The sequence below is a fragment of the Streptomyces pluripotens genome (genome assembly GCF_000802245.2).
GTDB lineage: Bacteria > Actinomycetota > Actinomycetes > Streptomycetales > Streptomycetaceae > Streptomyces > Streptomyces pluripotens.
Map to the genome: position 1 here is coordinate 2404356 of NZ_CP021080.1, position 26270 is coordinate 2430625.

The window sequence follows — 26270 nt, forward strand, 5'->3', positions numbered from 1 at the left end:
ACACGGTCAGCCACCCGGGAACGCAAGCCGGGCGCGGGTCACCCCGTCAGGGACTCAGCACAGGATCCAGCCCGAACTGACGGCATACCGGCCCACCGCGCCCTTGATCCGCACGCAGCGGTGACCGGCGTGCACGACCACCGGACCGGCGTAGTACTTGTAGCGGCCCTTGTCGACGACCGGCCGGTTGCCGCGCGCCTGCACGCTGACGGACATCGTGCTGGTGGTGCCGGGGCGTCTGGTGACCGTGACCACGCAGAGGTAACCGCCGTGCCGGTAGACGTACGTGGTGCCAGTACGGAACGGCAGGGTCCGCACCTCGCGTCCCGCGCAACCGTGGGCCGTGACGGCCTGCGCGGTCCCCGCCGCGGTGAAGGCGAGCGCCCCGGACGCGGTCAGCACGGCCGCAGCGAGCGCCAACCGTCGGCGTATCGCACCACTGCCCACTGTCGTCCTCCCCCGTACCACGCCGCGCGTCCGTACTGATGTACGACGCGTGGGATGTGCCGGATGGTTGCACGGCGGTCAGTGGCACGCGCCGGTGTGTCCTCAGCGAGGGGCGTCGAGGTCACCCGGGCACGCCGACCCGGGTCACGGGGACACGCCGACCGGCTCCTCGGGCTCGGACCGCCCCACGAAGGTCCGCCACAACTCGGCGTACCGGCCGCCGCGGGCCAGCAGTTCCGTGTGGGTGCCGTCCTCCACGATCCGACCGTGGTCCATGACCACCACCCGGTCGGCGCGGGCCGCGGTGGTCAGCCGGTGCGCCACCACCAGCGTCGTACGGCGGCCCGACAGACGATCGGTGGCCTGGTTGACCTGGGCCTCCGTGGCCAGGTCAAGGGCAGCCGTGGCCTCGTCGAGGAGCAGGATGTCGGGATCGACGAGCGCGGCACGGGCGAGGGCGATCAGCTGGCGCTGGCCCGCCGAGAGGTTGCGCCCGCGCTCGGCCACCTCGTGCAGATAGCCGCCCTCCAGCGTGGCGATCATCTCGTGCGCGCCGACCGACCGCGCCGCCGCCTCCACCTGGGAGTCGGTGGCCCCGGGGCGGCCGTAGGCGATGGCGTCGCGGATCGTACCGGGGAAGAGATACGCCTCCTGCGGCACGACCCCGAGCCGGTGCCGGTACTTAGTGAGGTCCAGGGCGCGCAGGTCCGTGCCGTCCACCGTGACCCGGCCGGCCGTGGGGTCGTAGAACCGGGCCACCAGTTTCACCAGCGTCGACTTGCCGGCCCCCGTCTCGCCGACGAACGCGACCGTCTGCCCGGCCGGGATCACCAGGTCGATGCCGGACAGCGCCTCCTCGTCGGCGCCGTACGCGAAGCGGACGTCCTCGAAGGCGATGTCACCGCGCAGGGTGGGGACGTCGAGCGGCTCCTCGGCGGACCTCGTGGAGGTCGGCTCGCGCAGCAGCTCCTGGATGCGTCCCAGCGAAACCGTGGCCTGCTGGTAGCCGTCGAAGACCTGGGAGAGCTGCTGGACGGGGGCGAAGAACAGGTCGATGTAGAGGAGATAGGCGACGAGCGCACCCGTCGTCAGGGTGGCCGCCGCCACCCGGTCCGCGCCCGCGATCAGCACGGATGCCGCGGCGACCGAGGACAGCAGTTGGACGAAGGGGAAGTAGACCGATATCAGCCACTGGCCGCGGACGCGGGCGCGCCGGTAGCCGTCACTGCGCTCGGCGAACCGCCGCCCGCCGTCGCCCTCCCGCTGGAAGGCCTGCACGATCCGCAGCCCGGCTACCGTCTCCTGGAGGTCGGCGTTGACCGACGACACGCGTTCACGGGCGAGCTCGTACGCCTTCACGCTCGCCCGGCGGAAGAAGAAGGTGCCGACGACGAGCAGGGGCAGGGTCGCGAAGACGACCAGGGCGAGCTGTACGTCGATCACCAGCAGGGCGACCATGATGCCCAAGAAGGTGACGACCGAGACGAACGCCGTGACCAGACCGGTCTGCAGGAACGTCGACAGCGCATCGACGTCCGTCGTCATCCGGGTCATGATCCGGCCGGTCAGCTCGCGCTCGTAGTAGTCGAGGCCGAGCCGTTGGAGCTGCGCGAAGATCTTCAGCCGCAGAGCGTAGAGGACGCGTTCACCGGTGCGGCCGGTCATCAGGGTTGCGCCGGTCTGCGCGGCCCACTGCGCCAGCACGGTCAGCAGGCCCAGCAAGGACGCGGCCCACACGGCGCCGACGGCCGTCCTGCTGACGCCCTGGTCGATGCCGTGTCGGATCAGCACCGGCAACAGCAGTCCGGCGCCCGCGTCCAGGGCAACCAGCAGCAGGCAGAGAAGGAGGGGGAGGCCGAAGCCCCGCAGCAGGCGGCGCAGGCCGTAGGAGTCCTCCGGGCGGACCGCCCGGGCTTCGTCGACGCCGGGGACGTCGGCGGCCGGGGGCAGCGCCTCCACCTGGGCGAGGAGTTCCGGGGTGGCCGGGGTACCGGACAGGGCCAGGTCCTTGGGCTCGCGGTCGCCGGTCCACAGCCTGGGCGTCACCCCGCGCTCGGCGTCGAACTCGGCGTCCAGCTCCTCACGGACGGAGGTGTCCTCCTGCGGCTCGGCCGGGCGGGCATGGCCCGGGGAGACACCGCCCAGCTCGTCCGGGTCGGTGAGCAGCCGGCGGTAGAGGGCCGACCTCTGCTGCAGTTCCTCGTGGGTGCCGAGGTCGGCGAGCCGGCCGCCGTCCAGGACGGCGATCCGGTCGGCGAGGTTGAGGGTGGAGCGGCGGTGGGCGATGAGCAGGGTGGTGCGGCCTTCCATGACCTGCTTCAGGGCCTCGTGGATCTCGTGTTCCACCCGGGCGTCCACGGCCGAGGTGGCGTCGTCCAGGACCAGCAGGCGCGGGTCGGTGAGCAGGGCCCGGGCCAGCGCGACGCGCTGGCGCTGGCCGCCGGAGAGGGTGAGGCCATGCTCTCCGACCTTGGTGTCGTAGCCGTTCGGGAGGACTTTGATGAAGCGGTCGGCCTGGGCGGCGCGGGCGGCGGCCTCGATCTCCTCCTGGGTGGCGTCCGGCCGGCCGTAGGCGATGTTGGCGCGCACGGTGTCGGAGAAGAGGAAGGAGTCCTCCGGGACCAGGCCGATAGCGGACCGCAGCGAGTCCAAGGTCAGCTCGCGCACGTCATGGCCGCCGATCAGGACGGCGCCATGGGTGACGTCGTAGAAGCGCGGGAGAAGCAGGGAGAGGGTGGACTTGCCGGAGCCGGAGGAACCGACGACGGCGAGGGTCTCACCCGGCCTGATCTCGAAGCTGAGCCCGTCCAGGACCCCGGGTCCGCTGCCGTACCCGAAGGAGACGTCGTCGAACTCGACGGTCGCGGGGGCGTCGGCGGGCAGGGTCTTCGTGCCGCCGCTCAGTGTCGGTTCGGTGTCGATCAGTTCCAGCACCCGCTCGGTGCCGGCTCGGGCCTGCTGGCCGACCGTGAGGACCACCGCGAGCATGCGGACCGGTCCGACGAGCTGGGCGAGGTAGGTGGAGAAGGCGACGAAGGTGCCCAGGGTGATGTGCCCGCGGACGGCCAGCCAGCCGCCGAGGGCCAGCATCGCGACCTGACCGAGCGCCGGGACGGCCTGCAGGGCGGGGGTGTACTTGCTGTTCAGTCGTACCGTGCGCAGGCGTCCGGCGAAGAGCCGGCGCCCGACCTCCCGCAGTTTTCCGGTCTCCTGCGCCTCCTGGCCGAAGCCCTTCACCACGCGTACGCCGCTGACGGCGCCGTCGACCACGCCCGCGACGGCGGCGGCCTGGGCCTGCGCGAACCAGGTGGCGGGGTGGAGCCTGCTGCGGCTGCGCTTGGCTATGTATCCGAGCGCCGGCGCGACGGCGAGGGCGACCAGGGTCAGCGGGAGCGACAGCCACGCCATGATCACCAGAGAGATCAGGAAGAGCAGGACGTTGCCGATGGTCATCGGGAGCATGAAGAGCAAGCCCTGGATCAGCTGGAGGTCGCTGGTGGCCCGTCCTACCACCTGCCCGGTGGACAACTCGTCCTGGCGACGGCCGTCGAGGCGGGTGATCGCGCCGTACATCTCGGTGCGCAGGTCGTGCTGCACGTCGAGGGCGAGCCGTCCACCGTAGAAGCGGCGGATGTAGGTGAGGGCGTAGACCAGCAGGGCCGCGCCGATCAGGGTGCCCGCCCAGGGCGCCATGGCGCGACTGTGGTTGCCGATCACGTCGTCGATGATCACCTTGGTGATCAGCGGGACGACCGCCATGACGGCCATTCCGGCGAGGGAGGAGCCGAGAGCGAGGACGACGTCCCGGGGATACCGCCAGGCGTACCCCACCAGCCTTCGCGCCCATCCGGGTCTCCCCGGTCCGGCTCCACCCTGTTGCGGTCCCACGCAGGTGCCTCCCGTTCGTCCTGTTCTACCGGAAGGCACCAACGCGCAACGCAGCGGATTTCATCCCCCACGCGCGGACGGACGTGGACGTCAGGCACGTACTCGCAGGTAGTAGAACCGGGTCGTCTGGACCGGGTTCTGGTTGTCATCGCTCACCAGCAGCACCTTCAGGCGACCGGTGCAATCACGGCCCGTGATCGTCATGCCTTCGATGTTGTCGAGGAGCGGATTCGGCTGCGGCTGTCTGGCGGTGGCGCCCAGGGAGGGGCAGGCCCCGATGTCCGCGAGCAGGGTCTTGCGGATCAGGCGGACGCCCGGCTGCCCGGTCAGGTTCTCCACGCCGCGGGTGTCCGTGGCATGGTGCAGGTCGGCCAGGTAGAGGCGGACGGTGTTGCCGACACCCGGGGTGTAACCGCGTTCCAGGACCAGCAGGCGGCCGTCGGGCGTGGCCTGGACCTCGGGGACACCGAGGCCGGGGTCGGTGCGGTAGGCGTACTGGGCGGCGAGCCGGAAGTGGCCCCGGTGACGCCGCCAGGTCTGGAAGCGGACGATGCCGGTGCTGTCCCCCGAGATCGCGTACTCCATCGAGGCCAGCAGGGTGTGACCGCCGGGCAGCAGGGTCAGGCCCTCGAAGGTCTGGTTGGCGGTGGCCCGGCCGGCCGGGGCGACCAGCAGTGAGGACGGCACCGGGAGCCGGTCGAGGATCCTGCCGTCGCGGGAGTAGCGGCGTACGGACGGCTCGGTCTCGGAGCTGATGAGCCGGGTGCCGTCGCGGTCGATGGCGAGCCCCTCGGAGTCGAGGTCGGCTCCCTCCTCGTCGGCGAGGTGGACGGCCGCTTTCGGTCGGAGGGTCCGGGCGTCCAGGGTGAACAGGGACGAGCGGTCCTCCAGGGCCGCGAGCGAGCCGTCCCGGTCCACCGCGAGGGCGGAGAAGTTGCCGACGAAGGTGCCGCGGTAGGTCGTCTTGTCGAGCGCATCGGAGAAGCGGTCGATGGAGACGCTCGGTGAACAGGCGTGGGTGGCCCGGTGGCCGACGGCGGCGGCCGGTCTCGCGGCGGCGGGCCCGGCGGCGGTGAGGCAGGCTGCCGCCGCCAGGCCGGCGGTGAGGGTGGCGAGTACGGTTCTCAGACGCATGGCGATCACCGTAGGACGGTCCGGTGTCCGGCGGGAGACCGCCTGGTGAAGGATGAGCCCCGTCAGCCCCGCCCCGGCTCCTGCGGGCCGTTCGGGGGCGCGGCGACGAACGCCTCGGTTGGCCGGCGCGTCGGGGTGTAGCGGGCGGTGGCCGAGGCCTTCGGCACCAGGTCCTTGTGGATGGCCTCGGCGACGTTCTGGATGGTGGTGACGCCGTAGTCCATGGTGCTGTTGTCCTGCGTCAGCACGGTGATCATGTAGTCGTGGCCGGCGCCCTCGAAGGTGCCCAGGCTGTGCACGCGCCAGCCGTGCGTGGCACGGCGCAACCAGCCGTTCTTGACGTGCACGGAGACGAAGGACGGCGCCCCGGCGGGCGTCCCCCAGCGCTGGGAGGAGACGACCTGGCCCATCAACTTGAGCATGTACGCACGTGAGTTGTCGCTCAGCACGTGGTTCCTTGCGGTGATGAGCTTGAGCAGTCTCTGCTCGTCGGTGACGTTCTCGCGGGTCAGGCCCCAGTAGCCGCCGGCGCCCGGCATGGTCTTCGTCATGCCCGCGGCTGCCAAGAAACCCTTGATCTTCTTCAGGCCCAGTTGCTTCCACAATCTGCTGGTCGCGCTGTTGTCCGACCTGGTGATCATGGCCTTGGTGAGCGAGACCTCGGTACCGGTCAGGTACCGGTTGTGCTTCTTCGCGTCCCACAGCAGCGTGGCGAGCACGGTGACCTTGACGGTGCTGGCCGAATCGTAGGCGCCGGTGGCACGCAGGGTGCAGGTGGTCCGGGTCGTACGCTCGTACAGCCCGACGGCGACCTCGCCCCTGCGGTGCGCCAGAGCGGCCGTGATGTCCTTCTTCAGTTTGCCGGCCAGGCCCGCCTTGGCGGACGTGCAGTTGACGGCGGGTTCGCCGGCCGCGGCGGCCGGGGCCGCGGCCGTGACCGGCATGAGCAGTGCGGCCCCGAGGGCGGCGGCGAGCACTCCGGTGCGTCTGGAAGTCCCGGGATTCATAACCCGGTTGACTCACGGAGGCGATGGGGGGTTGCACATGCGTTCGCAGTGAAGATGTTCGAGAGAGGCACGTCGATGGATACCACCGCCACACCCCAGCGGACCGCAGCGACGAGGGCCTTCCCGGCACCCACGACCCACACCCGCTCCCAGGGCGGGGCGCCCCGGAACGGTGAACTCAGGGGCGGAGACGGACGGATGGCGGGTCGCCGCGCCGGTTCGCCTGACCGCCTTGCGGGAGGAGCGTCGGCGACCCACCCGGCCGTAACCGATCACAACATCAAGGACTGAGGCTGTAGTACACGGCCCCGAAACGCCCCCAGGGAAACGGGCCGCACTCCCCGCACGCTTCAGAGTGCAACTGGTTCCCAAAGCAGGCCGTGATCTCTGCAATCACCGTCCGCTTACCACTCGGCGCCCAACACCCGGTGTGGAATGGCTGGGACTTCGGATTCCCCGGTCAAGAGCAAGAAGCGCTTTCAGATGCATTCATGGATCGAGAGCGGGCGATAATGGAACCGGCTCCGGTGGGTGCTGTGAAAACAGCATTGGTGATGATGAAATCCCGGTGACCATTCAGGTGAGTATGTTTGGCGAAATGCACGTGAATGTTCCCCGTGGCCGTGCCCATCTCGGCGGCACGGGCCAGCCAAGCCACGCTGCACCCCGGAACCGGCAGGCTGTCGGTCTCCGAGACGGTGCTCGACTTGCCCCAGGTTCGGCTGTAAGTGGTGTTCACGCCCACTTCCGCCGCTCCCCAGATAGTGGCCTTGGCGGACGAGCTCACCTCAAGCGTGTCGGAGGTCTCCACAGTGTCCGACCAGGTCAGGCTGTGAGTCTCAGTCTGCGATGTGTAATTGTAGACACTGTCTCCGACAGGGTGCTCCGACCCTGAAAAGGTCTGATAGCTCTGAGCGTCATAGGTCATACTGCAGACCGCCTGAGAACCCGCACAAACCTCAAGAACGGTTCTCCCTTTGTCGCTGTCAGCCGCGTAAGTGGTCCATCCGGTCGACGCCATGGCCGGCGAGGCAGTCGCCAGCATTATGCCGGCAAGAACACCTGAACAGGCAATGGCCATCCGACGTATCGACACATTTCCTCCTTGAAAGAGAACGCAGACGGGAAGGCGCCGGCCTTTCTTTACCCAGAACAGCCATGCGCCTCAGCCCCGGGAACGTCCGCCCACGCCTCGCGGAGATCTGCCGGTCATCCCGGTGACTCCGCCGGCAAGGCGGGTCCGTGGCACAGAGACCATGCTGAACTCCGCTCAAGAACACCACGAGTGCTAGAACTTGCAGATGACACAAGGATCCTCGCACGGTGACCACCCAACCTTGCACAAGGTGGTGGTGATCGTGGACGAGAACACCAACCCCTTCGAACTCGGCTGCGCCACCGAGCTCTTCGGTCTGCCCCGCCCCGAACTCAGCTGTGAACTCTACGAGTTCAAGCTCTGCTCACCCGACGCCCACACCCCGATGCGGGACGCCTTCTTCGCCCTCACCTCGGTCGCCGGCATGGAAGCGGCCGACACCGCGGACACCCTGATCATCCCCAGCCGCCCCGACTTCGATGTTCCCCGCCGTCCGGCCGTGCTCGACGCCATCCGAAGAGCCCACGCCCGCGGCGCACGCCTGGTCTCCTTCTGCAGCGGCTCCTTCGCCCTGGCCGAAGCCGGCGTCCTCCACCAGCGCCGTGCCACCACACACTGGCAGTGCGCGGACACCATGCGGATCCGCTACCCGTCCATACGTCTTGAACCCGACGTACTGTTCGTCAACGACGGCCACATCTACACCTCCGCCGGCAGCGCCGCCGCACTCGACCTCGGCCTGCACATCATCCGGCACGACCACGGAGCCGAAATCGCCAACGCGGTGAGTCGACGCCTGGTCTTCGCCGCCCACCGTGACGGCGGACAAAGGCAGTTCATCGAACGCCCCGAACCCCCACCCAGCACATCCCTGACCCCACTCCTGACCTGGGCGCGGCAAAGACTCCAGACACCGCTGACCGTCGCCGACCTCGCAGCCCGGGCAGCCATGAGCCCCGCCACCCTCCACCGCCGCTTCCGCACCGAACTCGACACCACACCCCTGGCCTGGCTCACCACCGAGCGGGTCGCCCTCGCACGCCGCCTCCTCGAACACGGCGAAATGCGCATCGACACCATCGCCCAACGCAGCGGACTCGGCACCGCCGCCAACCTCCGCACGCTTCTGCGACGCGAAACCGGGCTCACCCCCACCGCATACCGGCGGCAATTCACCGTGCGGACACACCTGCATGCTGATCTTTGAGAACATGGCCGACGAGCCCGCCCTATGCGCTCACCACGTGCGCAGGAAGTCGCTGCTCCAGCCGGACCCTGGTGTGTGGCCCGGGGCGACACCGGGCGGGATCACCCCGTGAGATGTGTCGGCGCGAACATCCGCAGCACCGCCGGAAGTACGACGACCGACGGACCCGGCGAGGCCAGCGCCTCGGCCAGGTCGGATTCCAGGGCCTGTGGAGTCGTACGGACGCCGGGCACCCCGAAGGACTCGGCGAGGGCCACGTAGTCCGGGCGGGTCAGATCGGTGCCCGTCGCCTGGCCGTAGGCGTCCGTCATGTACTCGCGAAGGATGCCGTAGCCACCGTCGTCGACGATCAGCCAGGTGACCGGAAGGTCGTACTGCCGGGCCGTGGCCAGCTCGGCGATCGAGTAGAGCGCCCCGCCATCGCCCGACACCGCCAACACGGGACGGGCCGGGTCCGCCACCGCCGCGCCCAGCGCCGCCGGGAAACCGTAGCCGAGGCCACCGGCGCCCTGGGCGGAGTGCATGGTGTTGGCACCTCGGGGATCGAAGGCCGACCACGCCCAGTAGGCGAGGATCGTCATGTCCCAGAAGGACGGGGAGTCCGCGGGCAGCGCCCTGCGGACCGACGCCAGTACTTCTTGTTCCAGGGCGAGTTCCTGGGCCGCGATGCGTGCCGTCACCTTCGCGAGGAGTTCTCGCACCCGCTCGGGGGCCGATGGGTCCGTCCGCTCCTGCACGGTCTCCAGCAGGGCCTGGAGGGCGAGCCGGGCGTCCCCGTGGATGCCGAGGGCCGGGTGGTTTGACTCCAGTTTGCCGAGGTCGGCCTCGATCTGGATCACTCTGCCGCGCGGCTTGAACGTGTGGTAGTTCGAGGAGAGTTCACCCAGGCCCGAGCCCACCACCAGCAGGACGTCGGCTTCCTGAAGGAAGTCAGTGGTGTGCCGGTCCTCAAGCCAGGACCGCATCGACAGCGGGTGTTGCCAGGGGAACGCGCCCTTACCGCCGAACGTGGTCACCACGGGTGCGTCCAGCCTCTCGGCCAGCGCCTTCAGCTTTCCCGACGCATCCGCGCGTATGACTCCCCCGCCGGCGATGATCGCCGGACGGGCGGCATGCGACAGCAGATGGGCCGCCACCGCCGTCAGTTCGGGACGCGGGACCAGGTCCTCCGGTGTCACGTCCGGTGCCGTCACCACCGGCAGCGCGGCCGGAGCGAGCAGCACGTCCTGCGGGATCTCCACCCACACCGGACCGTGCGGGGCGGTGAGCGCCGACCTCCATGCCGCCGCGATGGCAGAAGGGATCTGGGACTGGGCGCGGACGGTGTGGACGGACTTCACCACGCCCCGGAAGGAGGCTGCCTGGTCGGGGAGTTCGTGGAGGTAGCCGCGGCGGCCACCGCCCAGGCCCGCCGTCGGGATCTGACTGCTGATCGCCAGGACCGGCGCGGAGGCGGCTGCCGCCTCCTGCAGCGCCGCGAGCGACGTCAGCGCGCCCGGGCCGGTCGAGAGCAGCAGTGGGGCCGCCTCACCGGTGATCCGGCCGTACGCGTCCGCCGCGAAGCAGGCATTGTTCTCCACCCGCAGGCCGACGTAGCGCAGCGGGGAACGCCGCAGGGCGTCGAACATGCCGAGGGCGTGCTGGCCGGGCAGGCCGAAGACCGTGGTCGCGCCGAGCCCGGCCAGCGTTTCCACGACCAGGTCTCCGCCGCTGCGCCCCGACGGAGGGGTCAGTGCCGCGGTGATCTGCGCCGGTGTCGGGCGGAGGACCTGGTCGTGGTCGTGGGTCACTTCGCTTCCGCGCCCTTCCGGGCCGCCGCGATCTGGCGACTCATGATGGTGGTGAGTTCGTAGGCCGTGTGGGAGGCCGCGACCGAGGTGATCTCGGCGTGGTCGTACGCCGGGGCCACCTCCACGACGTCCGCCGACACCAGGTTGCAGGACGCCAGACCGCGCAGGATCTCCAGCAGCTCGCGGGAGGTCATGCCGCCCGCCTCCGGCGTGCCGGTGCCAGGCGCGTGGGCGGGGTCGAGGCAGTCGATGTCGATGGAGATGTAGAGCGGGCGGTCACCGATCCGCTGGCGCAGCTGGTCGGCGACCTCGTCGGCACCACGGCGGTAGATGTCGGCCGAGGTGACGATGCCGAAGCCCATCTTCTCGTCGTCGGTGAGGTCCTGCTTGCCGTACAGCGGGCCACGGGTACCCACGTGGGAGAGCGCCTCGGTGTCGAGGATGCCCTCCTCCACGGCCCGGCGGAAGGGGGTGCCGTGGGTGTACTCGGCGCCGAAGTAGGTGTCCCAGGTGTCGAGGTGGGCATCGAAGTGGAGCAGGGCCACCGGGCCGTGCTTCTTCGCGACCGAGCGCAGCAGGGGGAGCGCGATCGTGTGGTCGCCGCCCAGGGTCATCAGGCGGGCTCCCGTGCCGAGCAGCTCGTCCGCTGCGGCCTCGACGGTCTCGACGGCCTCGTTGATGTTGAACGGGTTCACCGCGATGTCACCGCCGTCCGCGACCTGGGCGAGGGCGAAGGGGGAGGCGTCCTGCGCGGGGTTGTAGGGGCGCAGCAGCCGGGACGCCTCGCGGATGGCGTTGCCACCGAAGCGGGCACCGGGCCGGTACGACACACCGGAGTCGAACGGCACGCCCACCACGGCGACGTCGGCGGTGCCCACCTCGTCCAGGCGGGGCAGCCGGGCGAACGTGGCGGGGCCGGCGTACCTCGGGATGCGGGAGGAGTCGACGGGGCCGCGGGGCGTCTCGTTGCTACTCACGGTGAAATGCCTTCTTTCCTCTACTTCATCGCACGCATGTCGCTTTTCATGTGACTTTACCGGCGGACCCGGACCACTTCGGACGTGAGTTCGGGGGCTGCCCGGCGGGGACCGACGGTGTGGCACACGGAGGCGTCCACCAGAGCCGCGAGACCAGGTGCCGAGTCGACAGTAGGTGGCCGGAGAGCGGCTGCGAAGTGTACGTTTCATCCAGGATGAGTGGGGATAAATGGAGGGAACGCACATCATGCCGGAGCGCAGCGCCCCAGTGGCCCCACAGACCTCACCAGTCCCGCAGACAGCACCAGGCCCGCAGACCCCACCGACCCCGCCGGTCTCGCTGTCAGACCTGCTGGCCCGGGAAGATCTCGGACTGCGCCACATCGCGGGGCCGTCCGATCCCACCGTCGTGATCCACTGGGCGCACGCCTCGGAGATGGCCGACCCGTATCCGTACCTGCTGGGTGGTGAGCTGCTGCTGACCGCCGGGGTGCACATCCCGGGGGCCTCGGCCCCGACCGGGCCGGCCGGGGCCGACCCGGGTCGACCTGCTCCGGCCCCCGCGGACTACTTCGACGGCTATGTCTCCCGGATCGTGGCAGCGGGCGGGGCCGCGCTCGGCTTCGGCCTCGCCCCCGTGCACGACACCGTCCCGCGGGCCCTCTCCGCCGCCTGCGACAGGCACGGTCTCCCGCTGCTGGAGGTCCCGCCGCAGACCACCTTCTCGGGCGTGGCCCGGGCGGTGTGGCAGCTGATGGCACAGGCTCGCCTCGCTGAACTCCGCCGTGTCACCGAGGCGCAGCAGAGCCTCGCCGTGGCCGCCTCCCGCCCGGACGCCGTCCCCTCGGTGCTGCGCAGGCTGGCCCAGCGGTTGGGCGGGCACGCGGTCCTGTACGGCCCCGACGGCACCGAGATCGCGGCGGCGGGCCGGGAGCCGACCGAGGAGGCCCGCACGGCGCTGGCGGAGCTGGCGGCAGTGGTACGGCCGCCGGGCCGGGCCGGGCCGGCCGCGGTCCGGGAGGCGGACGGCAGCACCGTGGCCGGACCGGCCGTCTCGCCGGCCGCGGCCACCACGGCGCCGACGCCCACCTCCGCCACCGACACCCTCGGCGACACCCACCTCGCCGCCTACGCCCTCGGCGCCGGTGAGGGGTTCGTGCTCGCGGTGGCGTCCGCGCACCGCGAGCCCGGGGACCACACCATCGCCTCCGTCGCCGCCGTGCTGCTGTCCCTGCTGACCAGCGGGCACCAGAGCGGAGCCGGGGCAGCCCGATCCTCGGCGCTGGTGCGGCTCCTACTGGGTTCAACACCGCAAGCAGTGGCGCCGCTGCTCGGGGACGGGCCATGGCGCGTGGTGCACGCCCGGTCGCAGGCCCAGCCGTCCGACGCCGTGGCGGCCTCCGCACTGGGCGCCGCTCTGGGGACGCCGCTGGTGGACCTGGCGCGTGACGTGATCCGCATGCTGGTGCCCGCCGAACCGGCGCCGGTGGCGCAGCCGGGCTGGACGCTCGGCGTGAGCGCGGCCGTCGGCCCGGACGAGTGGCCGGCTGCCGACAGCCAGGCGGCACGCGCCCTGGCGCGGGCCCGCGCCACCCGCGCCCACCTGGCCCACCACGGCACCCGGACAGGCCTGTCGGATCTGGTGCCCCGGACGGATGCGCAGGCGCACGCCCGCGCACTGCTCGCGCCGCTCGCCCACCGGCCCGCCCTCGTCGCGACCCTGCGCACCTGGCTGTCCCTGCACGGTAGTTGGGACCGCACGGCGGTGGCACTGGAGGTGCACCGCAACACCGTGCGGCAGCGGATCGCCCGCTGCGCCACCCTGTTGGACACCGACCTGGACGATCCGGACGTGCGCATGGAGTTGTGGTTCGCGCTACGGCAGGACTGAGCCGGAAGCCGAGTGAGCCCTGTCCCAGCGGCCGGTACGCCGAGGACGGACCCCGTGTGCTGCCTCACAATGGGAGGCATGCCGATACCCGGGACACCCAGCCGCGCCCAGCTCATCGACCACTTGGTGAGGACCCGTATCGCGGGGGACGTCGCCACGCCCCGCGAGAACAACCTCTCCCACTACCGTCAGCTCGCCAACGGTGTCCGCAACTTCTGGCTCGGCTTGGAGCTGGGCGACCGCTGGACGGACGAGCAGGACGTGCTCGCCGTCCTGGCCGAGCGAGTCGGTGTCAGCGACGATCCCGGGTTCCGGTACGGGCAGGACACCATCGATCCCGAACTGACCGTGGACGCGCTGGAGCGCATGGCGGCACGGCTGCGCAAGGCGGCCGAAGGGCGGCAGCGGGTCCTGTTCGCGACCGGTCACCCGGGTGGTCTGCTGGACGTGCACCGGGCCACGGCCGCCGCACTGCGCACCGCCGGCTGCGAGATCGTCGTCATCCCCGACGGGCTGCAGACGGACGAGGGTTACGTGATGCAGTTCGCGGACGTGGCCGTGCTGGAACACGGGGCAACGCTGTGGCACACCCACTCCGGGGAGCCGATGCGGGCCGTTCTGACGGGACTTGTGCACGAGGGGCGTCCGCTGCCGGACCTCGTCGTCGCCGACCACGGCTGGGCCGGGTACGCCGCTCAGCACGGCATCGACTCCGTCGGCTACGCCGACTGCAACGACCCCGCGCTGTTCCTCGCCGAGGCCGAGGGCACCCTGCAGGTGGCAGTACCGATCGATGACCACGTGGTCAGTCCCCGCCACTACGACCCCATGACCGCGTATCTGTTGGCGCAGGCCGGTCTGTCCTGACCGGTCCCGACACAAACGAGTGCGGCTCCGCACGCGGAGCCGCACCGGTCCTGGCGTTTACGGTCCGATCAGTCGGACGGCCGGACTGCTAACGTCCGCGTCCACCGTGGTCGTGACCGTAGCCGCCGCCACGGTCGTGGCCGTAGCCGCCGTGGTCGTGACCGTAGTTGTTGTAATGGTCGTGGTGGCGGTTGTGGTGACGCCCGTAGTCGCAGTTGTCGTCGTTCCACCACCGGTTGTGCCGGTTGTGGTCGTGGCAGTACCTGCTGTAGGAACCATGGTCGTGGTGTGTTGGGGTTGCCGCCGAGGCGGTGCCCGCCGCACCAATAGCGGCTCCGCCGGCCATCAGCAGACCGGCTGCGGACATCGCGACAAGACGCCTCGTGCGTTGTACTCGCATGGGAATTACCCTTCCGTTTCCATCGGCTCTCGCGGCTCCCGCCGGGGGATGCGAGGTGGATGGCCGTCGCCGCTGCCACAAGGGGGGGGGAGTGGCGGCACGGTCTTCAGGTGTCACCGCAGGACATGAGCAGTACGGCGATGGCCCCCGACGCCTGCAAACGACCCCTCACACAGTTGCTCGGGTCGTACGGCTGAGGATCCGTGGTCCGAAACCTCGTCGGCCGGGCATGCCGTCCACTGCGGCTTTCACTCAAAAAGCGTAGTCCTCCACGCGCCACTCGGCACCTCGGCACCTCGGCACGCATCAGCGTGGCACCCGGACCACGCCCTCCTGGATGACCGTGATGGCGAGCCGCCCGTCTTGCGTGTAGATACGGGCCTGGCCAAGGCCGCGACCGCCGTGGGCGGACGGCGACTCCTGGTCGTACAGCAGCCATTCGTCGGCGCGGAAGGGCCGGTGGAACCACATCGCGTGGTCCAGGGACGCGCCCACGACATCGCCGACGGCCCAGCCACCGCGCCCGTGTGCGAGCAGCACGGAGTCGAGGAGGGTCATGTCGGAGACGTAGGTGGCGAGGACGACGTGCAGGAGGGGGTGGTCGGCGAGTTTGCCGTTGGTGCGGAACCACACCTGGGAGTGCGGCTCGCGTGGCTCGCCGAACTGCCCGTACGGCGGCTCGTCCACGTACCGCAGATCGATCGCCTCGCGGGCCTCCAGGAACCGCTCCACCACCTGCGGGGCGAGGTGGTCGTAGCCGCGCAGCCGGTCCTGGGAGGTGGGCAGGGCCACCGGATCTGGCGCGGTCGGCATGGGCGCCTGGTGCTCCAGGCCCTCCTCGTGCGTCTGGAAGGACGCCGAGAGGTGGAAGATCGGCTTGCCGTGCTGGATGGCGACCACGCGCCGCGTGGTGAAGGACCGGCCGTCACGGATGCGGTCGACCGTGTAGACGATCGGTGCTCCGGGGTCACCGGGACGCAGGAAGTACGCGTGCAGGGAGTGGGCGGGCCGGTCCGCGGGGACCGTCCGCCCGGCGGCGACCAGCGCCTGCGCCGCGACCTGCCCGCCGAAGACGCGCGGGACGACGGCGGAGCGGGACTGGCCGCGGAAGATGTTCTCCTCGATCTGCTCCAGGTCGAGCAGATCGAGGAGGTCCTGGAGTGCCTGGCTCATTGGCAAGTGGGGTGGTACCGGCCAGAGGTCGCTTCGCCCCTACAGGCCCATGTCCTTGGCGATGATCGTCTTCATGATCTCGCTGGTGCCGCCGTAGATGCGGTTGACACGGTTGTCCGCGTACAGACGGGCGATCGGGTACTCGTTCATGTAGCCGTAGCCGCCGTGCAGCTGGAGGCAGCGATCGATCACGCGGTGCGCGACCTCGGTGCAGAACAGCTTGGCGGAGGCCGCCTCGGCGGGGGTCAGCTCACCGGCGTCCAGGGCCTCCGTCGCGCGGTCGGCGACAGCCTCGGCCGCGTCCACCTCGGCCTGGCAGGCGGCCAGCTCGAACTTGGTGTTCTGGAAGTGGGCGACGGGCTTGCCGAAGACGGTGCGCTCCTGCACGTACTGCTTGGCGAACCGTACGGCGGCCTTGGCCTGCGCGTAGGCGCCGAAGGCGATGCCCCACCGCTCGGAGGCCAGGTTGTGGCCGAGGTAGGAGAAGCCCTTGTTCTCCTCGCCCAGCAGGTCCTCGACCGGCACCTTGACGTCGACGAAGGCCAGCTCGGCGGTGTCGGAAGTACGCAGGCCCAGCTTGTCCAGCTTGCGGCCGACCGAGTAGCCCTCGGACTTGGTGTCCACGGCGAAGAGGGAGATGCCGAAGCGGCGGTCCTCGGCGGTCGGGGCGGAGGTCCGGGCACAGACGATGACCTTGTCGGCGTGCACACCACCGGTGATGAAGGTCTTGGCGCCGTTGAGGACGTAGTGCGTGCCGTCCTCCGAGAGCTTGGCGGTGGTCTTCATGCCCGCGAGGTCGGAGCCGGTGCCCGGCTCGGTCATCGCGATGGCCCACATCTCCTCGCCGGTGACGAACTTCGGCAGGTACCGCTTCTTCTGCTCGTCGGAGGCGAGCATCTTGATGTACGGCAGCGCGAGCAGTACGTGCACCCCGGAGCCGCCGAAGTGCACCCCGGCGCGGGCGGTCTCCTCGTAGAGGACGGCCTCGAACTTGTGGCTGTCCAGGCCCGCGCCACCGAATTCCTCGGGCACATTGATGCCGAAGAGGCCCAGTTCGCCGAGCTTGTAGTAGAAGTCGCGCGGCGCCTGGCCGGCAGCGAACCACTCGTCGTACACGGGTACGACCTCGGCCTCGATGAAGGCGCGAAGAGTCTCCCGGAACGCCTCGTGATCCTCGTTGAACACCGTACGGCGCACGCCGCCCACCTCCACGAACCTCGGAATCTCGGCATGCCCTCGGGCATGTCTAAGCGCTTGCTCAGAACAAAGATACCGGCGAGTACGTTGCGGCGTCCAGAGTGAGCTTGCCCACCCGTCCGGCCCGGGCGCTGGCGCCAGTTCCCGGCTCCGCCGTACCGACGGAAGGCGGAGGTCTCGACCGTCAGGACCCGAAGGGCACCGAGTTCCCGAAGGGACAGGACTCCTTGCCGGACGCGGTCATCCTCCCCGAGGTGGTCTTCGGTGAGGAGGGCGATCGCCGTCGACGCGACGCGGGTGCGCGCAGTGGTCGCGCAGTCCGTGGACACGGCCCCCAGCGTACTGAGGCAAGCCCCGCCGGCGAGCCCCTCGGCCCGACCCGGTCATCCCCTGCTCGCCCCCGCCGCCGCGAACGCCCCCCGGGCCATCCGGTGCAGCAGCGCAGCAGTGGCACCCCGGCCCGGCAGTGTCCCCGCCCGCCCCAGGTGCGGCGTGGAATTAAGCAGGCCGAAGACCGAGTGGACCGCGGAACGGGCCGAGGGCTCCGTGAGCGCCGGATACACCTCCCGCACCACCTCCACCCACAGCTCCACGTACTGCCGCTGCAACTGACGCACCAGCTTGCGGTCGCTGTCGCGCAGGCGGTCCAGCTCACGGTCGTGCAGAGTGATGAGGGGGCGGTCGTCCAGGGCGAAGTCGATGTGGCCCTCGATGAGCGAGTCCAGGACCGCCGTGGCACCGGTCTGCCCGTCGGCCTCCGCCAGGCGGCGCTTGGCCCCGGTCAGCAACTGGCCGCTGATGCCGACCAGCAGTTCGGCGAGCATCGCGTCCTTGCCCGGGAAGTGACGGTACAGACCGGGGCCGCTGATGCCGACGGCGGCGCCTATCTCGTCGACGCCGACACCGTGGAAACCGCGCTCGGCGAAGAGTCGGGCAGCCTCCTTGAGGATCTGCTCGCGGCGGGTGGGGGCGTCGGTTCTGGTGGCCATGCCGGTAATTCTAGACAGCGGGGTTAGCGGTCGTTAACCTAAAGGAAATGGTTAACGCTCATTAACAGTCACCACTGGGTGAGGGGACCGCAGGATGCACGAGGCACCGGAGCTGACGAGCGCGGCCGATCCCGCGTCGGAGGCCTGGCGAGCCAATGAACGGGCACACCGCGCGCTCGTGGACGAGTTGCGCGGCAAGCTGGCCGCGACGGCTCTCGGCGGCGGCGAGCGGGCACGGGCCCGACACACCGCGCGCGGCAAGCTGCTGCCGAGGGACAGGGTGGACACCCTGCTCGACGCGGGGTCGCCGTTTCTGGAACTGGCCCCCCTCGCGGCCGACGGGATGTACGACGGACAGGCCCCGGCCGCCGGGGTGATCGCCGGTATCGGGCGGGTCAGCGGACGCACCTGCGTGATCGTCGCGAACGACGCCACCGTCAAGGGCGGCACCTACTACCCGATGACGGTGAAGAAGCATCTGCGGGCGCAGGAGGTGGCGCTGGACAACCGGCTGCCGTGCGTCTACCTGGTCGACTCCGGCGGGGCCTTCCTACCGATGCAGGACGAGGTCTTCCCCGACCGGGAGCACTTCGGACGGATCTTCTACAACCAGGCCCGGATGTCCGGCGCGGGCATCCCGCAGATCGCCGCCGTGCTCGGCTCCTGCACCGCCGGTGGCGCCTACGTCCCGGCCATGAGTGACGAGGCCGTGATCGTCCGCAACCAGGGCACGATCTTCCTGGGCGGTCCCCCGCTGGTGAAGGCGGCCACGGGTGAGGTCGTCACCGCTGAGGAACTGGGCGGCGGCGAGGTCCACTCCCGGGTCTCCGGGGTCACCGACCACCTCGCCGAGGACGACGCGCACGCCCTGCGGATCGTACGGAACATCGCTGCCACGCTCCCCGCCCGGCAGTCCCTCCCCTGGGAGGTGCGGCCGTCCGTCGAGCCCAAGGTCGACCCCCACGGGATCTACGGCGCGGTCCCCGTGGACTCCCGCACCCCCTACGACGTGCGCGAGATCATCGCGCGTGTGGTCGACGGCTCCCGCTTCGCCGAGTTCAAGAGCGAATTCGGGCAGACCCTGGTCACCGGCTTCGCCCGGATCCACGGCCACCCGGTCGGGATCGTCGCCAACAACGGGATCCTGTTCTCCGAGTCCGCCCAGAAGGGCGCCCACTTCATCGAGCTGTGCGACCAGCGCGGCATCCCGCTGGTGTTCCTGCAGAACATCTCCGGGTTCATGGTGGGCAAGGACTACGAGGCGGGTGGCATCGCCAAGCACGGCGCCAAGATGGTCACGGCCGTGGCCTGCACCCGCGTCCCGAAGTTGACCGTGGTCGTCGGCGGTTCGTACGGCGCCGGCAACTACTCCATGTGCGGCCGGGCCTACTCCCCCCGCTTCCTGTGGATGTGGCCCAACGCCAAGATCTCCGTGATGGGCGGCGAGCAGGCCGCCAGCGTCCTCGCCACCGTCAAGCGGGACCAGCTCCAGGCGCGCGGCGAGGAGTGGCCGGCCGAGGAGGAAGAGGCCTTCAAAGCGCCGGTCCGCGCGCAGTACGAGCGCCAGGGCAACGCCTACTACGCCACCGCCCGTCTCTGGGACGACGGTGTCATCGACCCGATGGAGACCCGTCAGGTGCTCGGTCTCGCCCTGACGGCCTGTGCCAACGCGCCCCTGGGTGAGCCCCAGTTCGGCGTCTTCCGGATGTGAGGGGGAGCGGATCCATGTTCGACACAGTGCTGGTTGCCAACCGGGGCGAGATCGCCGTACGCATCATCCGCACGCTCCGCTCGCTGGGCGTACGCTCGGTGGCCGTCTTCTCCGACGCGGACGCCGACGCCCGGCACGTGCGCGAGGCGGACACGGCGGTACGCATCGGCCCGGCGCCGGCCGCCGAGAGTTATCTGTCGGTGGAGAGGCTGCTTGAGGCAGCCGCCCGGACCGGCGCCCAGGCCGTCCACCCCGGGTACGGCTTCCTCGCCGAGAACGCCGGGTTCGCGCGCGCCTGCGAGGAGGCGGGTCTGGTCTTCATCGGGCCGCCTGCGGACGCGATCTCGCTCATGGGCGACAAGATCAGGGCCAAGGAGACGGTGCGCGTGGCCGGGGTGCCGGTGGTCCCCGGTTCCAGCGGCAGCGGGCTCACCGACGCCCAGCTCGCCGAGGCGGCCCGCCAGATCGGCACCCCCGTGCTGCTCAAGCCCTCCGCGGGCGGCGGCGGCAAGGGCATGCGCCTGGTGCGGGACGTGACGGTCCTGGAGGAGGAGATCGCCGCCGCCCGCCGCGAGGCCCGCGCCTCCTTCGGCGACGACACCCTGCTGGTGGAGCGGTGGATCGACCGCCCCCGGCACATCGAGATCCAGGTGCTGGCCGACGGGCACGGGAACGTCGTCCACCTCGGCGAGCGCGAGTGCTCCCTCCAGCGTCGCCACCAGAAGATCATCGAGGAGGCGCCGAGCGTGCTCCTCGACGACAGGACCCGGGCCGCGATGGGTGAGGCGGCCGTGCAGGCGGCGCGCTCGTGCGGGTACCGGGGCGCGGGCACGGTGGAGTTCATCGTGCCGGGCGGGGATCCGTCGTCGTACTACTTCATGGAGATGAACACCCGTCTCCAGGTGGAGCACCCGGTCACCGAGCTGGCCGTGTCCATCGGCTCGGCCGGCGCCGCGGGCAGCCTGGACCTGGTGGAGTGGCAGCTGCGGACCGCGGCCGGGGAGCGGCTGGGCTTCGCCCAGGAGGACGTGACGCTGACCGGGCACGCGGTCGAGGCCCGGATCTGCGCCGAGGTTCCGGCGCGCGGGTTCCTGCCCTCCGGCGGCACGGTGCTGCTGCTGAGCGAACCACAGGGTGACGGCGTCCGCACCGACTCCGGGCTCAGCGAGGGCACCGAGGTGGGCAGCCTGTACGACCCGATGCTGTCCAAGGTCATCGCCTACGGCCCCGACCGCGCGACGGCACTGCGCAAGCTTCGGGCCGCCCTCGCGGAGACGGTCACGCTGGGCGTGCAGACCAACGCGGGCTTCCTGCGGCGGCTGCTGGCCCACCCGGCGGTCGTGGCGGGCGAGCTGGACACCGGTCTGGTGGAGCGGGTCGTGGACGAACTGGTTACCTCCGAGGTGCCGGAGGAGGTGTACGAGGCCGCGGCGGCGATCCGGCTGGAGGCGCTGGAGCCGCGCGCCGGGGGCTGGACCGACCCCTTCTCGGTGCCGAGCGGCTGGCGCCTGGGCGGCACCCCGAACCCGCCCGCCTTCCCGCTGCGGGTGCAGGAACCGGTGACCTGCCGCCCACGCGGCACCCACGCCGTCACCGGTGACCGGGTGACCGTGACGCTCGACGGCGTCCGGCACCGCTTCCACCGGGCCGGTGACTGGATCGGCCGGGACGGAGACGCCTGGCACGTGCGCGACCACGACCCGGTGGCCGCCTCGCTGAACCGCGCGGCCCACGCGGGCGCCGACTCGCTCACCGCGCCCATGCCGGGCACGGTGACCGTGGTGAAGGTGGCCGTGGGCGACGAAGTCGCCGCAGGACAGAGCCTGCTGGTGGTGGAGGCGATGAAGATGGAGCACGTCGTCTCCGCCCCGCACGCCGGCACGGTAGCCGAGTTGGACGTGACCCCGGGCACGACGGTCGCCATGGACCAGGTGCTGGCCGTCATCACACCGAAGGCATCGGAGCAGGAGGCGGCGGAATGAGCGTCGAAGGACTGCCCATGGCCGTACCGGCCCCGGGCCTGCCCGCGCGGGTACGGATCTACGAGGTCGGTGCCCGGGACGGCCTGCAGAACGAACAGGCGGCCGTACCGACGCCGGTCAAGGCGGAGTTCATCCGCCGGCTGGCCGACTCGGGGTTGACGACCATCGAGGCGACCAGCTTCGTGCATCCGAAGTGGGTTCCCCAACTGGCCGATGCAGAAGAACTGTTCCCGCTGGTGAGCAGCTTGCCGGGAGTGGCCCTTCCGGTCCTGGTGCCCAACCGGCGGGGCCTGGAACGTGCGCTCGCGCTCGGCGCCGAGCACGTGGCCGTCTTCGCCAGCGCCACCGAGTCCTTCGCGAAGGCCAACCTCAACCGCACGGTGGACGAGTCGCTGGCCGTCTTCGAGCCCGTGGTACGGCACGCGAAGGACGCGGGCGTGCACGTCCGCGGGTACGTGTCCATGTGCTTCGGCGACCCGTGGGAGGGGGCCGTCCCGCTCCACCAGGTGGCCCGCGTCTGCACGGCTCTGCGGGACATGGGCTGCGACGAGCTGAGCCTCGGCGACACGATCGGCGTCGCCACCCCGGGGCATGTGCTCGAACTGCTCCATCTGCTCAACGAAGTGGGCGTGCCGACCAACGTGATCGGCGTGCACTTCCACGACACCTACGGCCAGGCGCTCGCCAACACCCTGGCCGCACTGCAGCACGGCGTCACCACAGTGGACGCCTCCGCGGGAGGCCTCGGCGGCTGCCCGTACGCGAAGTCCGCCACCGGCAACCTCGCCACCGAGGACCTCGTCTGGATGCTGCACGGCCTCGGCATCGAGACCGGGGTCGACCTCGGCCGTCTGACCGCCACCAGCGGGTGGATGGCCGAGCGGTTGGGTCGCCCCAGCCCCTCCCGTACCGTCCGCGCCCTCTCCCACAAGGAACAGTGATCAGCATGGACCACCGTCTCAGCCCCGAGCTGGAGGAACTCCGCCGCACGGTGGAGGAGTTCGCTCACGACGTCGTGGCGCCGAAGATCGGCGACTTCTACGAGCGGCACGAGTTCCCCTACGAGATCGTCCGCGAGATGGGTCGTATGGGCCTGTTCGGACTGCCGTTCCCGGAGGAGTACGGCGGTATGGGCGGTGACTACCTGGCCCTCGGCATCGCCCTGGAGGAACTGGCCCGGGTGGACTCCTCGGTGGCCATCACCTTGGAGGCCGGGGTCTCCCTGGGGGCCATGCCGATCCACCTCTTCGGCACCGAGGAACAGAAGCGCGAGTGGCTGCCCCGTCTCTGCTCGGGCGAGGTCCTGGGCGCCTTCGGCCTGACCGAGCCGGACGGCGGCAGCGACGCCGGGGCGACCCGGACGACGGCCCGGCTGGACCCGGACACCGACGAATGGGTGATCAACGGCACGAAGTGCTTCATCACCAACTCGGGCACGGACATCACCGGCCTGGTGACGGTCACGGCGGTCACCGGCCGCAAGCCCGACGGCAGACCGCGGATCTCGGCGATCATCGTCCCGTCCGGCACCCCTGGATTCACCGTGGCGGCCCCCTACTCGAAGGTCGGCTGGAACGCCTCCGACACCCGCGAGCTGTCCTTCGCCGACGTCCGGGTGCCCGCCGCCAACCTGCTGGGCGAGGAGGGCCGCGGGTACGCCCAGTTCCTGCGCATCCTGGATGAGGGCCGCATCGCCATCGCGGCTCTCGCCACCGGTCTGGCGCAGGGGTGTGTGGACGAGTCGGTGAAGTACGCCAAGGAGCGCCAGGCCTTCGGTAGGCCCATCGGCGCCAACCAGGCCATCCAGTTCAAGCTCGCCGACATGGAGATGAAGGCCCACACGGCCCGGCTGGCCTGGCGTGACGCAGCTTCACGCCTGGTGGCCGGCGAGCCCTTCAAGAAGGAGGCGGCCCTGGCCAAGCTCCACTCCTCCACGGTCGCCGTGGACAACGCCCGCGACGCCACCCAGATCCACGGCGGCTACGGCTTTATGAACGAGTATCCGGTGGCCCGCATGTGGCGCGACTCCAAGATCTTGGAGATCGGCGAGGGCACGAGCGAGGTCCAGCGCATGCTGATCGCGCGGGAGCTGGGGCTGGTGAGCTGAGACCCTCCCGGCTCCCTCGTTCCAGGTGCGCATGAGGCATGCACATGAGACATGCACGGTCATAAGCACCTGGACCTCGTTGACCGTCTCCGAACAGGCGCTGCCGCGCCGGGCCGTGCCCCGAGGCCGCGCACGCTGGTGGGAGGCCGCCCATCCGGCACCGGAGTCGGGTGGACTGCCCAGCCCGAACGACCCGGGCCGGTAAGGACTGGACCTGCGCGTCGGCGTCACCCGCACCTTCCCGGACGCCGGGTGGGGAGCCTGACTCAGGCGCAACGGAGGCTGCTTACTCGGCTGTGGCCTGCCCACCCCCGGGCCAGTAGAAATTAGGTTAGGCTAACCTCACTTCTACTGGCCCCGTGGGCGCTTCGCCCTGTTCGAAAGCAGTCACCGCCATGCCCAACGCCCGTGCCACACACCCGACTCGCCGCGGCATCCTCGCCGCGGGCGGCGCCCTCGGCCTGGGCACCGCGCTCGCCGCCTGCAAAGGCGGCGAGCGGGGGAGCGCCAGCTCCGGCAAGGCGGTGAAGTCCGGCAGGCCCGGCCGCCCCTGGTCCTTCAAGGACGACCGCGGCACCACCGTGAAACTGGACAGCACCCCGGCGGACATCGTGGCCTTCACCGGTGTCGCCGCCGCACTGTACGACTACGGCGTCCAGGCCAAGGGCGTCTTCGGCCCTACGAAGACCAGGGGCGGCAAGCCCGATGTCCAGGCGGGCGACATGGACCTCAGCAAGGTCACGGTGCTCGGCAACGCATGGGGCCAGTTCAACGTCGAGAAGTACGCGGCCCTCGCGCCCGACGTACTCATCACCACGACGTTCGACGACGCGGGAACCCTCTGGTACGTCCCCGAGAAGTCCAGGGACGAGATCACGAAGCTCGCCCCCAGCGTCGCCGTCTCCGTCTACGACCGCCAACTACCCGTGCCACTGCAGCGCATGTGGGACCTGGCGGAGTCGCTCGGTGGGGAGATGACGGCCACCGAGGCGACGGACGCCAGGAAGCGCTTCGAGGACGCTGCCGCCCGGCTGCGCGCCGCCGCCAAGGCCAGGCCGGACATCAGGGTGATGGCCGGCTCCGCGAGCGAGCAGCTGTTCTACGTCTCCGGTAGCAACCTCTCCGCCGACCTGGAGTACTTCAAGGCCCTCGGTGTGAACTTCGTCGAGCCGACGGAGCGGGCCAAGGCCGGGAGCGGTGGCTGGTACGAGTCGCTGAGCTGGGAGAACGTCGACAAGTACCAGGCCGACGTCATCATGATGGACGACCGCTCCTCGACCCTCCAACCCGCCGACATCACGAAGGCGACCTGGCGGAAGCTCCCCGCGGTCAAGGCAGGCCAGATCATCTCCCGTTCCCCTGAGCCGATCCTCTCCTACGACAAGTGCGTGCCACTGCTCACCGGCCTCGCCGAGGCGCTGGAGAAGGCCAAAAAGCTCCGCTGACCAGCCCCGCGCCCTGAACTCCCCCCTCTCAGGAGCACATATGCCCACGGCCGTGGCCGCCCCGTTCCGGTTCTTCCCCCTGCAGGTCGTGCGGACGGGGCGGCTGGGTCCGTCCCTGCTCCGCGTCACCTTCACCGGCCCCGATCTGCGCTCCTTCCACTCGCTGGGGCGGGACCAGTCACTGTCCCTGTTCCTGCCGCACCCGGGCCAGAGCGAACCCGTCGTCCCGCTGGACCGAGAGGACGACTGGTGGCAGGCCTGGCGTGAACTACCAGACGGCGTAAGGGCGGTGATGCGCTCATACACGCTCCGCGCCCTGCGCCGGAACCCGGACGAGATCGACATCGACTTCGTCCTGCACGGCATCGACCCCGACCACTCCCCCGCTCTCCACGCCGCCCGGCCGGGCCGGCCCGCCTCGCCCGCCGGACCCGCCTCGCGCTGGGCGTCCCGGACCACCGCCGGGGACCACGTCCTGCTGCTCGGTCCGACCGTCGCCGACAACCGCGCCATCCGCTTCCGCCCACCCGGAGACACCGACCTGGTCGTCCTGTGGGGCGACGAGACCGCCGTCCCCGCCGCGTCCGCCGTCCTCGAAGCCCTACCCGCCGGCACCCCGGCCCACGTCTGGCTGGAAGTACCGCACGCCGGTGACATCCAGGACATCACCACGGAGGCGGACGCGGAGATCACCTGGCTCGTACGACACGACGGGGCCCCCGTGACCGTCGACGCCGTACGGGACGCCCGGCTGCCGCCCGCCGAGCGGCCGTACGTCTGGATCGCTGGCGAGTCCGGCCGGATCAAGGCGCTGCGTCGGCACTTCGTCAGCGAGCGCGGCGTCGACCGCCGGTGCGTCACCTTCGTCGGGTACTGGCGCCGGGGGATGACGGAGGAGCAGCTCCGCGTGACGGAGTGACGGGCGCCACAGTGGTGCCGGTCATGGTCGAGTCAGACCTTGA

The 26270-nt window shown here is 70.5% G+C and carries 20 protein-coding genes; 9 read left to right on the forward strand and 11 right to left on the reverse strand.

Features of this window, described 5'->3' with window-relative positions; translation table 11 throughout:
• Nucleotides 1–54 precede the first annotated feature (54 nt).
• The 5 genes from LK06_RS10650 to LK06_RS33100 all read right to left on the reverse strand — a co-directional run bounded on the left by LK06_RS10650 (nt 55) and on the right by LK06_RS33100 (nt 7572).
• On the reverse strand, nt 55–447 hold the full coding sequence (locus LK06_RS10650) for a hypothetical protein (RefSeq protein WP_039649225.1): 393 nt from the start codon (nt 445–447) through the stop codon (nt 55–57).
• 144 nt (nt 448–591) lie between these two features.
• Complete coding sequence (locus LK06_RS10655; protein ID WP_425319688.1) at nt 592–4278, reverse strand: ABC transporter ATP-binding protein; 3687 nt, start codon at nt 4276–4278, stop codon at nt 592–594.
• A 147-nt stretch (nt 4279–4425) separates the two neighbouring features.
• Nucleotides 4426–5469: an esterase-like activity of phytase family protein gene (locus LK06_RS10660; RefSeq protein ID WP_039649406.1), complete on the reverse strand. Its 1044-nt coding sequence runs from the start codon at nt 5467–5469 to the stop codon at nt 4426–4428.
• A 62-nt stretch (nt 5470–5531) separates the two neighbouring features.
• The gene (locus LK06_RS10665; protein ID WP_043434318.1) at nt 5532–6476 is read right to left on the reverse strand and encodes a serine hydrolase; all 945 of its coding nucleotides are present in this window, start codon (nt 6474–6476) and stop codon (nt 5532–5534) included.
• Nucleotides 6477–6936: 460 nt separating this feature from the next.
• Nucleotides 6937–7572, reverse strand: coding sequence for a hypothetical protein (locus LK06_RS33100; RefSeq protein ID WP_159025291.1), 636 nt, complete (start codon nt 7570–7572; stop codon nt 6937–6939).
• Nucleotides 7573–7777: 205 nt separating this feature from the next.
• On the opposite strand from LK06_RS33100, the gene LK06_RS10670 reads away from it, so the two are divergent.
• Nucleotides 7778–8779, forward strand: a complete 1002-nt coding sequence (locus tag LK06_RS10670; protein WP_039649230.1) for a helix-turn-helix domain-containing protein — start codon at nt 7778–7780, stop codon at nt 8777–8779.
• 101 nt (nt 8780–8880) lie between these two features.
• On the opposite strand, the gene LK06_RS10675 is transcribed toward LK06_RS10670, so the two are convergent.
• Nucleotides 8881–10569: a thiamine pyrophosphate-binding protein gene (locus tag LK06_RS10675; RefSeq protein WP_043434321.1), complete on the reverse strand. Its 1689-nt coding sequence runs from the start codon at nt 10567–10569 to the stop codon at nt 8881–8883.
• Complete coding sequence (speB, locus tag LK06_RS10680; RefSeq protein ID WP_039649234.1) at nt 10566–11546, reverse strand: agmatinase; 981 nt, start codon at nt 11544–11546, stop codon at nt 10566–10568. Before speB ends, LK06_RS10675 begins: the two co-directional genes overlap by 4 nt.
• 247 nt (nt 11547–11793) lie before the next feature.
• Between speB and LK06_RS10685 the strand changes: the two genes are divergently transcribed.
• Complete coding sequence (locus LK06_RS10685) at nt 11794–13437, forward strand: PucR family transcriptional regulator (RefSeq protein ID WP_043434338.1); 1644 nt, start codon at nt 11794–11796, stop codon at nt 13435–13437.
• Between the two features lie 78 nt (nt 13438–13515).
• Complete coding sequence (locus tag LK06_RS10690; RefSeq protein ID WP_039649235.1) at nt 13516–14304, forward strand: phosphatase; 789 nt, start codon at nt 13516–13518, stop codon at nt 14302–14304.
• A gap of 88 nt (nt 14305–14392) precedes the next feature.
• On the opposite strand, the gene LK06_RS10695 is transcribed toward LK06_RS10690, so the two are convergent.
• The 4 genes from LK06_RS10695 to LK06_RS10710 form a co-directional block, all read right to left on the reverse strand.
• A complete protein-coding gene (locus tag LK06_RS10695; protein WP_071659099.1) occupies nt 14393–14704 on the reverse strand; it encodes a hypothetical protein in 312 nt (103 codons plus the stop codon).
• Between the two features lie 306 nt (nt 14705–15010).
• Nucleotides 15011–15877 (reverse strand): acyl-CoA thioesterase II, encoded by an 867-nt coding sequence (gene tesB, locus LK06_RS10700; RefSeq protein ID WP_043434322.1) that lies wholly within the window; start codon nt 15875–15877, stop codon nt 15011–15013.
• 39 nt (nt 15878–15916) lie between these two features.
• Nucleotides 15917–17074, reverse strand: a complete 1158-nt coding sequence (locus tag LK06_RS10705; protein ID WP_039649240.1) for an acyl-CoA dehydrogenase family protein — start codon at nt 17072–17074, stop codon at nt 15917–15919.
• Nucleotides 17075–17457: 383 nt separating this feature from the next.
• Nucleotides 17458–18063 carry an SACE_7040 family transcriptional regulator gene (locus LK06_RS10710; protein ID WP_039649243.1) on the reverse strand — a complete coding sequence of 202 codons (606 nt, stop codon included), beginning with the start codon at nt 18061–18063 and terminating at the stop codon, nt 17458–17460.
• 94 nt (nt 18064–18157) lie between these two features.
• On the opposite strand from LK06_RS10710, the gene LK06_RS10715 reads away from it, so the two are divergent.
• The 6 genes from LK06_RS10715 (at nt 18158) to LK06_RS10740 (ending at nt 26227) form a co-directional block, all read left to right on the forward strand.
• The gene (locus tag LK06_RS10715; protein WP_039649245.1) at nt 18158–19774 is read left to right on the forward strand and encodes a carboxyl transferase domain-containing protein; all 1617 of its coding nucleotides are present in this window, start codon (nt 18158–18160) and stop codon (nt 19772–19774) included.
• 14 nt (nt 19775–19788) lie between these two features.
• Nucleotides 19789–21756 (forward strand): ATP-binding protein, encoded by a 1968-nt coding sequence (locus LK06_RS10720; RefSeq protein ID WP_039649247.1) that lies wholly within the window; start codon nt 19789–19791, stop codon nt 21754–21756.
• A complete protein-coding gene (locus tag LK06_RS10725) occupies nt 21753–22697 on the forward strand; it encodes a hydroxymethylglutaryl-CoA lyase (RefSeq protein WP_039649250.1) in 945 nt (314 codons plus the stop codon). The genes LK06_RS10720 and LK06_RS10725 overlap by 4 nt, the downstream gene beginning before the upstream one ends.
• A 5-nt stretch (nt 22698–22702) precedes the next feature.
• The gene (locus LK06_RS10730) at nt 22703–23863 is read left to right on the forward strand and encodes an acyl-CoA dehydrogenase family protein (protein ID WP_039649410.1); all 1161 of its coding nucleotides are present in this window, start codon (nt 22703–22705) and stop codon (nt 23861–23863) included.
• A gap of 395 nt (nt 23864–24258) precedes the next feature.
• Complete coding sequence (locus LK06_RS10735) at nt 24259–25308, forward strand: ABC transporter substrate-binding protein (protein ID WP_043404489.1); 1050 nt, start codon at nt 24259–24261, stop codon at nt 25306–25308.
• Nucleotides 25309–25348: 40 nt separating this feature from the next.
• On the forward strand, nt 25349–26227 hold the full coding sequence (locus LK06_RS10740; protein ID WP_043434325.1) for a siderophore-interacting protein: 879 nt from the start codon (nt 25349–25351) through the stop codon (nt 26225–26227).
• The last annotated feature ends 43 nt before the right edge of the window (nt 26228–26270 follow it).

What these genes read in the sequence shown, in the direction of transcription:
- LK06_RS10660 (WP_039649406.1), bottom strand. Translation starts at nt 5,469, where the DNA reads ATGCGTCTGAGAACCGTACTCGCCACCCTCACCGCCGGCCTGGCGGCG.
- LK06_RS10665 (WP_043434318.1), bottom strand. Translation starts at nt 6,476, where the DNA reads ATGAATCCCGGGACTTCCAGACGCACCGGAGTGCTCGCCGCCGCCCTC.
- LK06_RS10670 (WP_039649230.1), top strand. Translation starts at nt 7,778, where the DNA reads ATGACACAAGGATCCTCGCACGGTGACCACCCAACCTTGCACAAGGTG.
- LK06_RS10685 (WP_043434338.1), top strand. Translation starts at nt 11,794, where the DNA reads ATGCCGGAGCGCAGCGCCCCAGTGGCCCCACAGACCTCACCAGTCCCG.
- LK06_RS10690 (WP_039649235.1), top strand. Translation starts at nt 13,516, where the DNA reads ATGCCGATACCCGGGACACCCAGCCGCGCCCAGCTCATCGACCACTTG.
- LK06_RS10695 (WP_071659099.1), bottom strand. Translation starts at nt 14,704, where the DNA reads ATGCGAGTACAACGCACGAGGCGTCTTGTCGCGATGTCCGCAGCCGGT.
- tesB (WP_043434322.1), bottom strand. Translation starts at nt 15,877, where the DNA reads ATGAGCCAGGCACTCCAGGACCTCCTCGATCTGCTCGACCTGGAGCAG.
- LK06_RS10710 (WP_039649243.1), bottom strand. Translation starts at nt 18,063, where the DNA reads ATGGCCACCAGAACCGACGCCCCCACCCGCCGCGAGCAGATCCTCAAG.
- LK06_RS10715 (WP_039649245.1), top strand. Translation starts at nt 18,158, where the DNA reads ATGCACGAGGCACCGGAGCTGACGAGCGCGGCCGATCCCGCGTCGGAG.
- LK06_RS10720 (WP_039649247.1), top strand. Translation starts at nt 19,789, where the DNA reads ATGTTCGACACAGTGCTGGTTGCCAACCGGGGCGAGATCGCCGTACGC.
- LK06_RS10725 (WP_039649250.1), top strand. Translation starts at nt 21,753, where the DNA reads ATGAGCGTCGAAGGACTGCCCATGGCCGTACCGGCCCCGGGCCTGCCC.
- LK06_RS10730 (WP_039649410.1), top strand. Translation starts at nt 22,703, where the DNA reads ATGGACCACCGTCTCAGCCCCGAGCTGGAGGAACTCCGCCGCACGGTG.
- LK06_RS10735 (WP_043404489.1), top strand. Translation starts at nt 24,259, where the DNA reads ATGCCCAACGCCCGTGCCACACACCCGACTCGCCGCGGCATCCTCGCC.
- LK06_RS10740 (WP_043434325.1), top strand. Translation starts at nt 25,349, where the DNA reads ATGCCCACGGCCGTGGCCGCCCCGTTCCGGTTCTTCCCCCTGCAGGTC.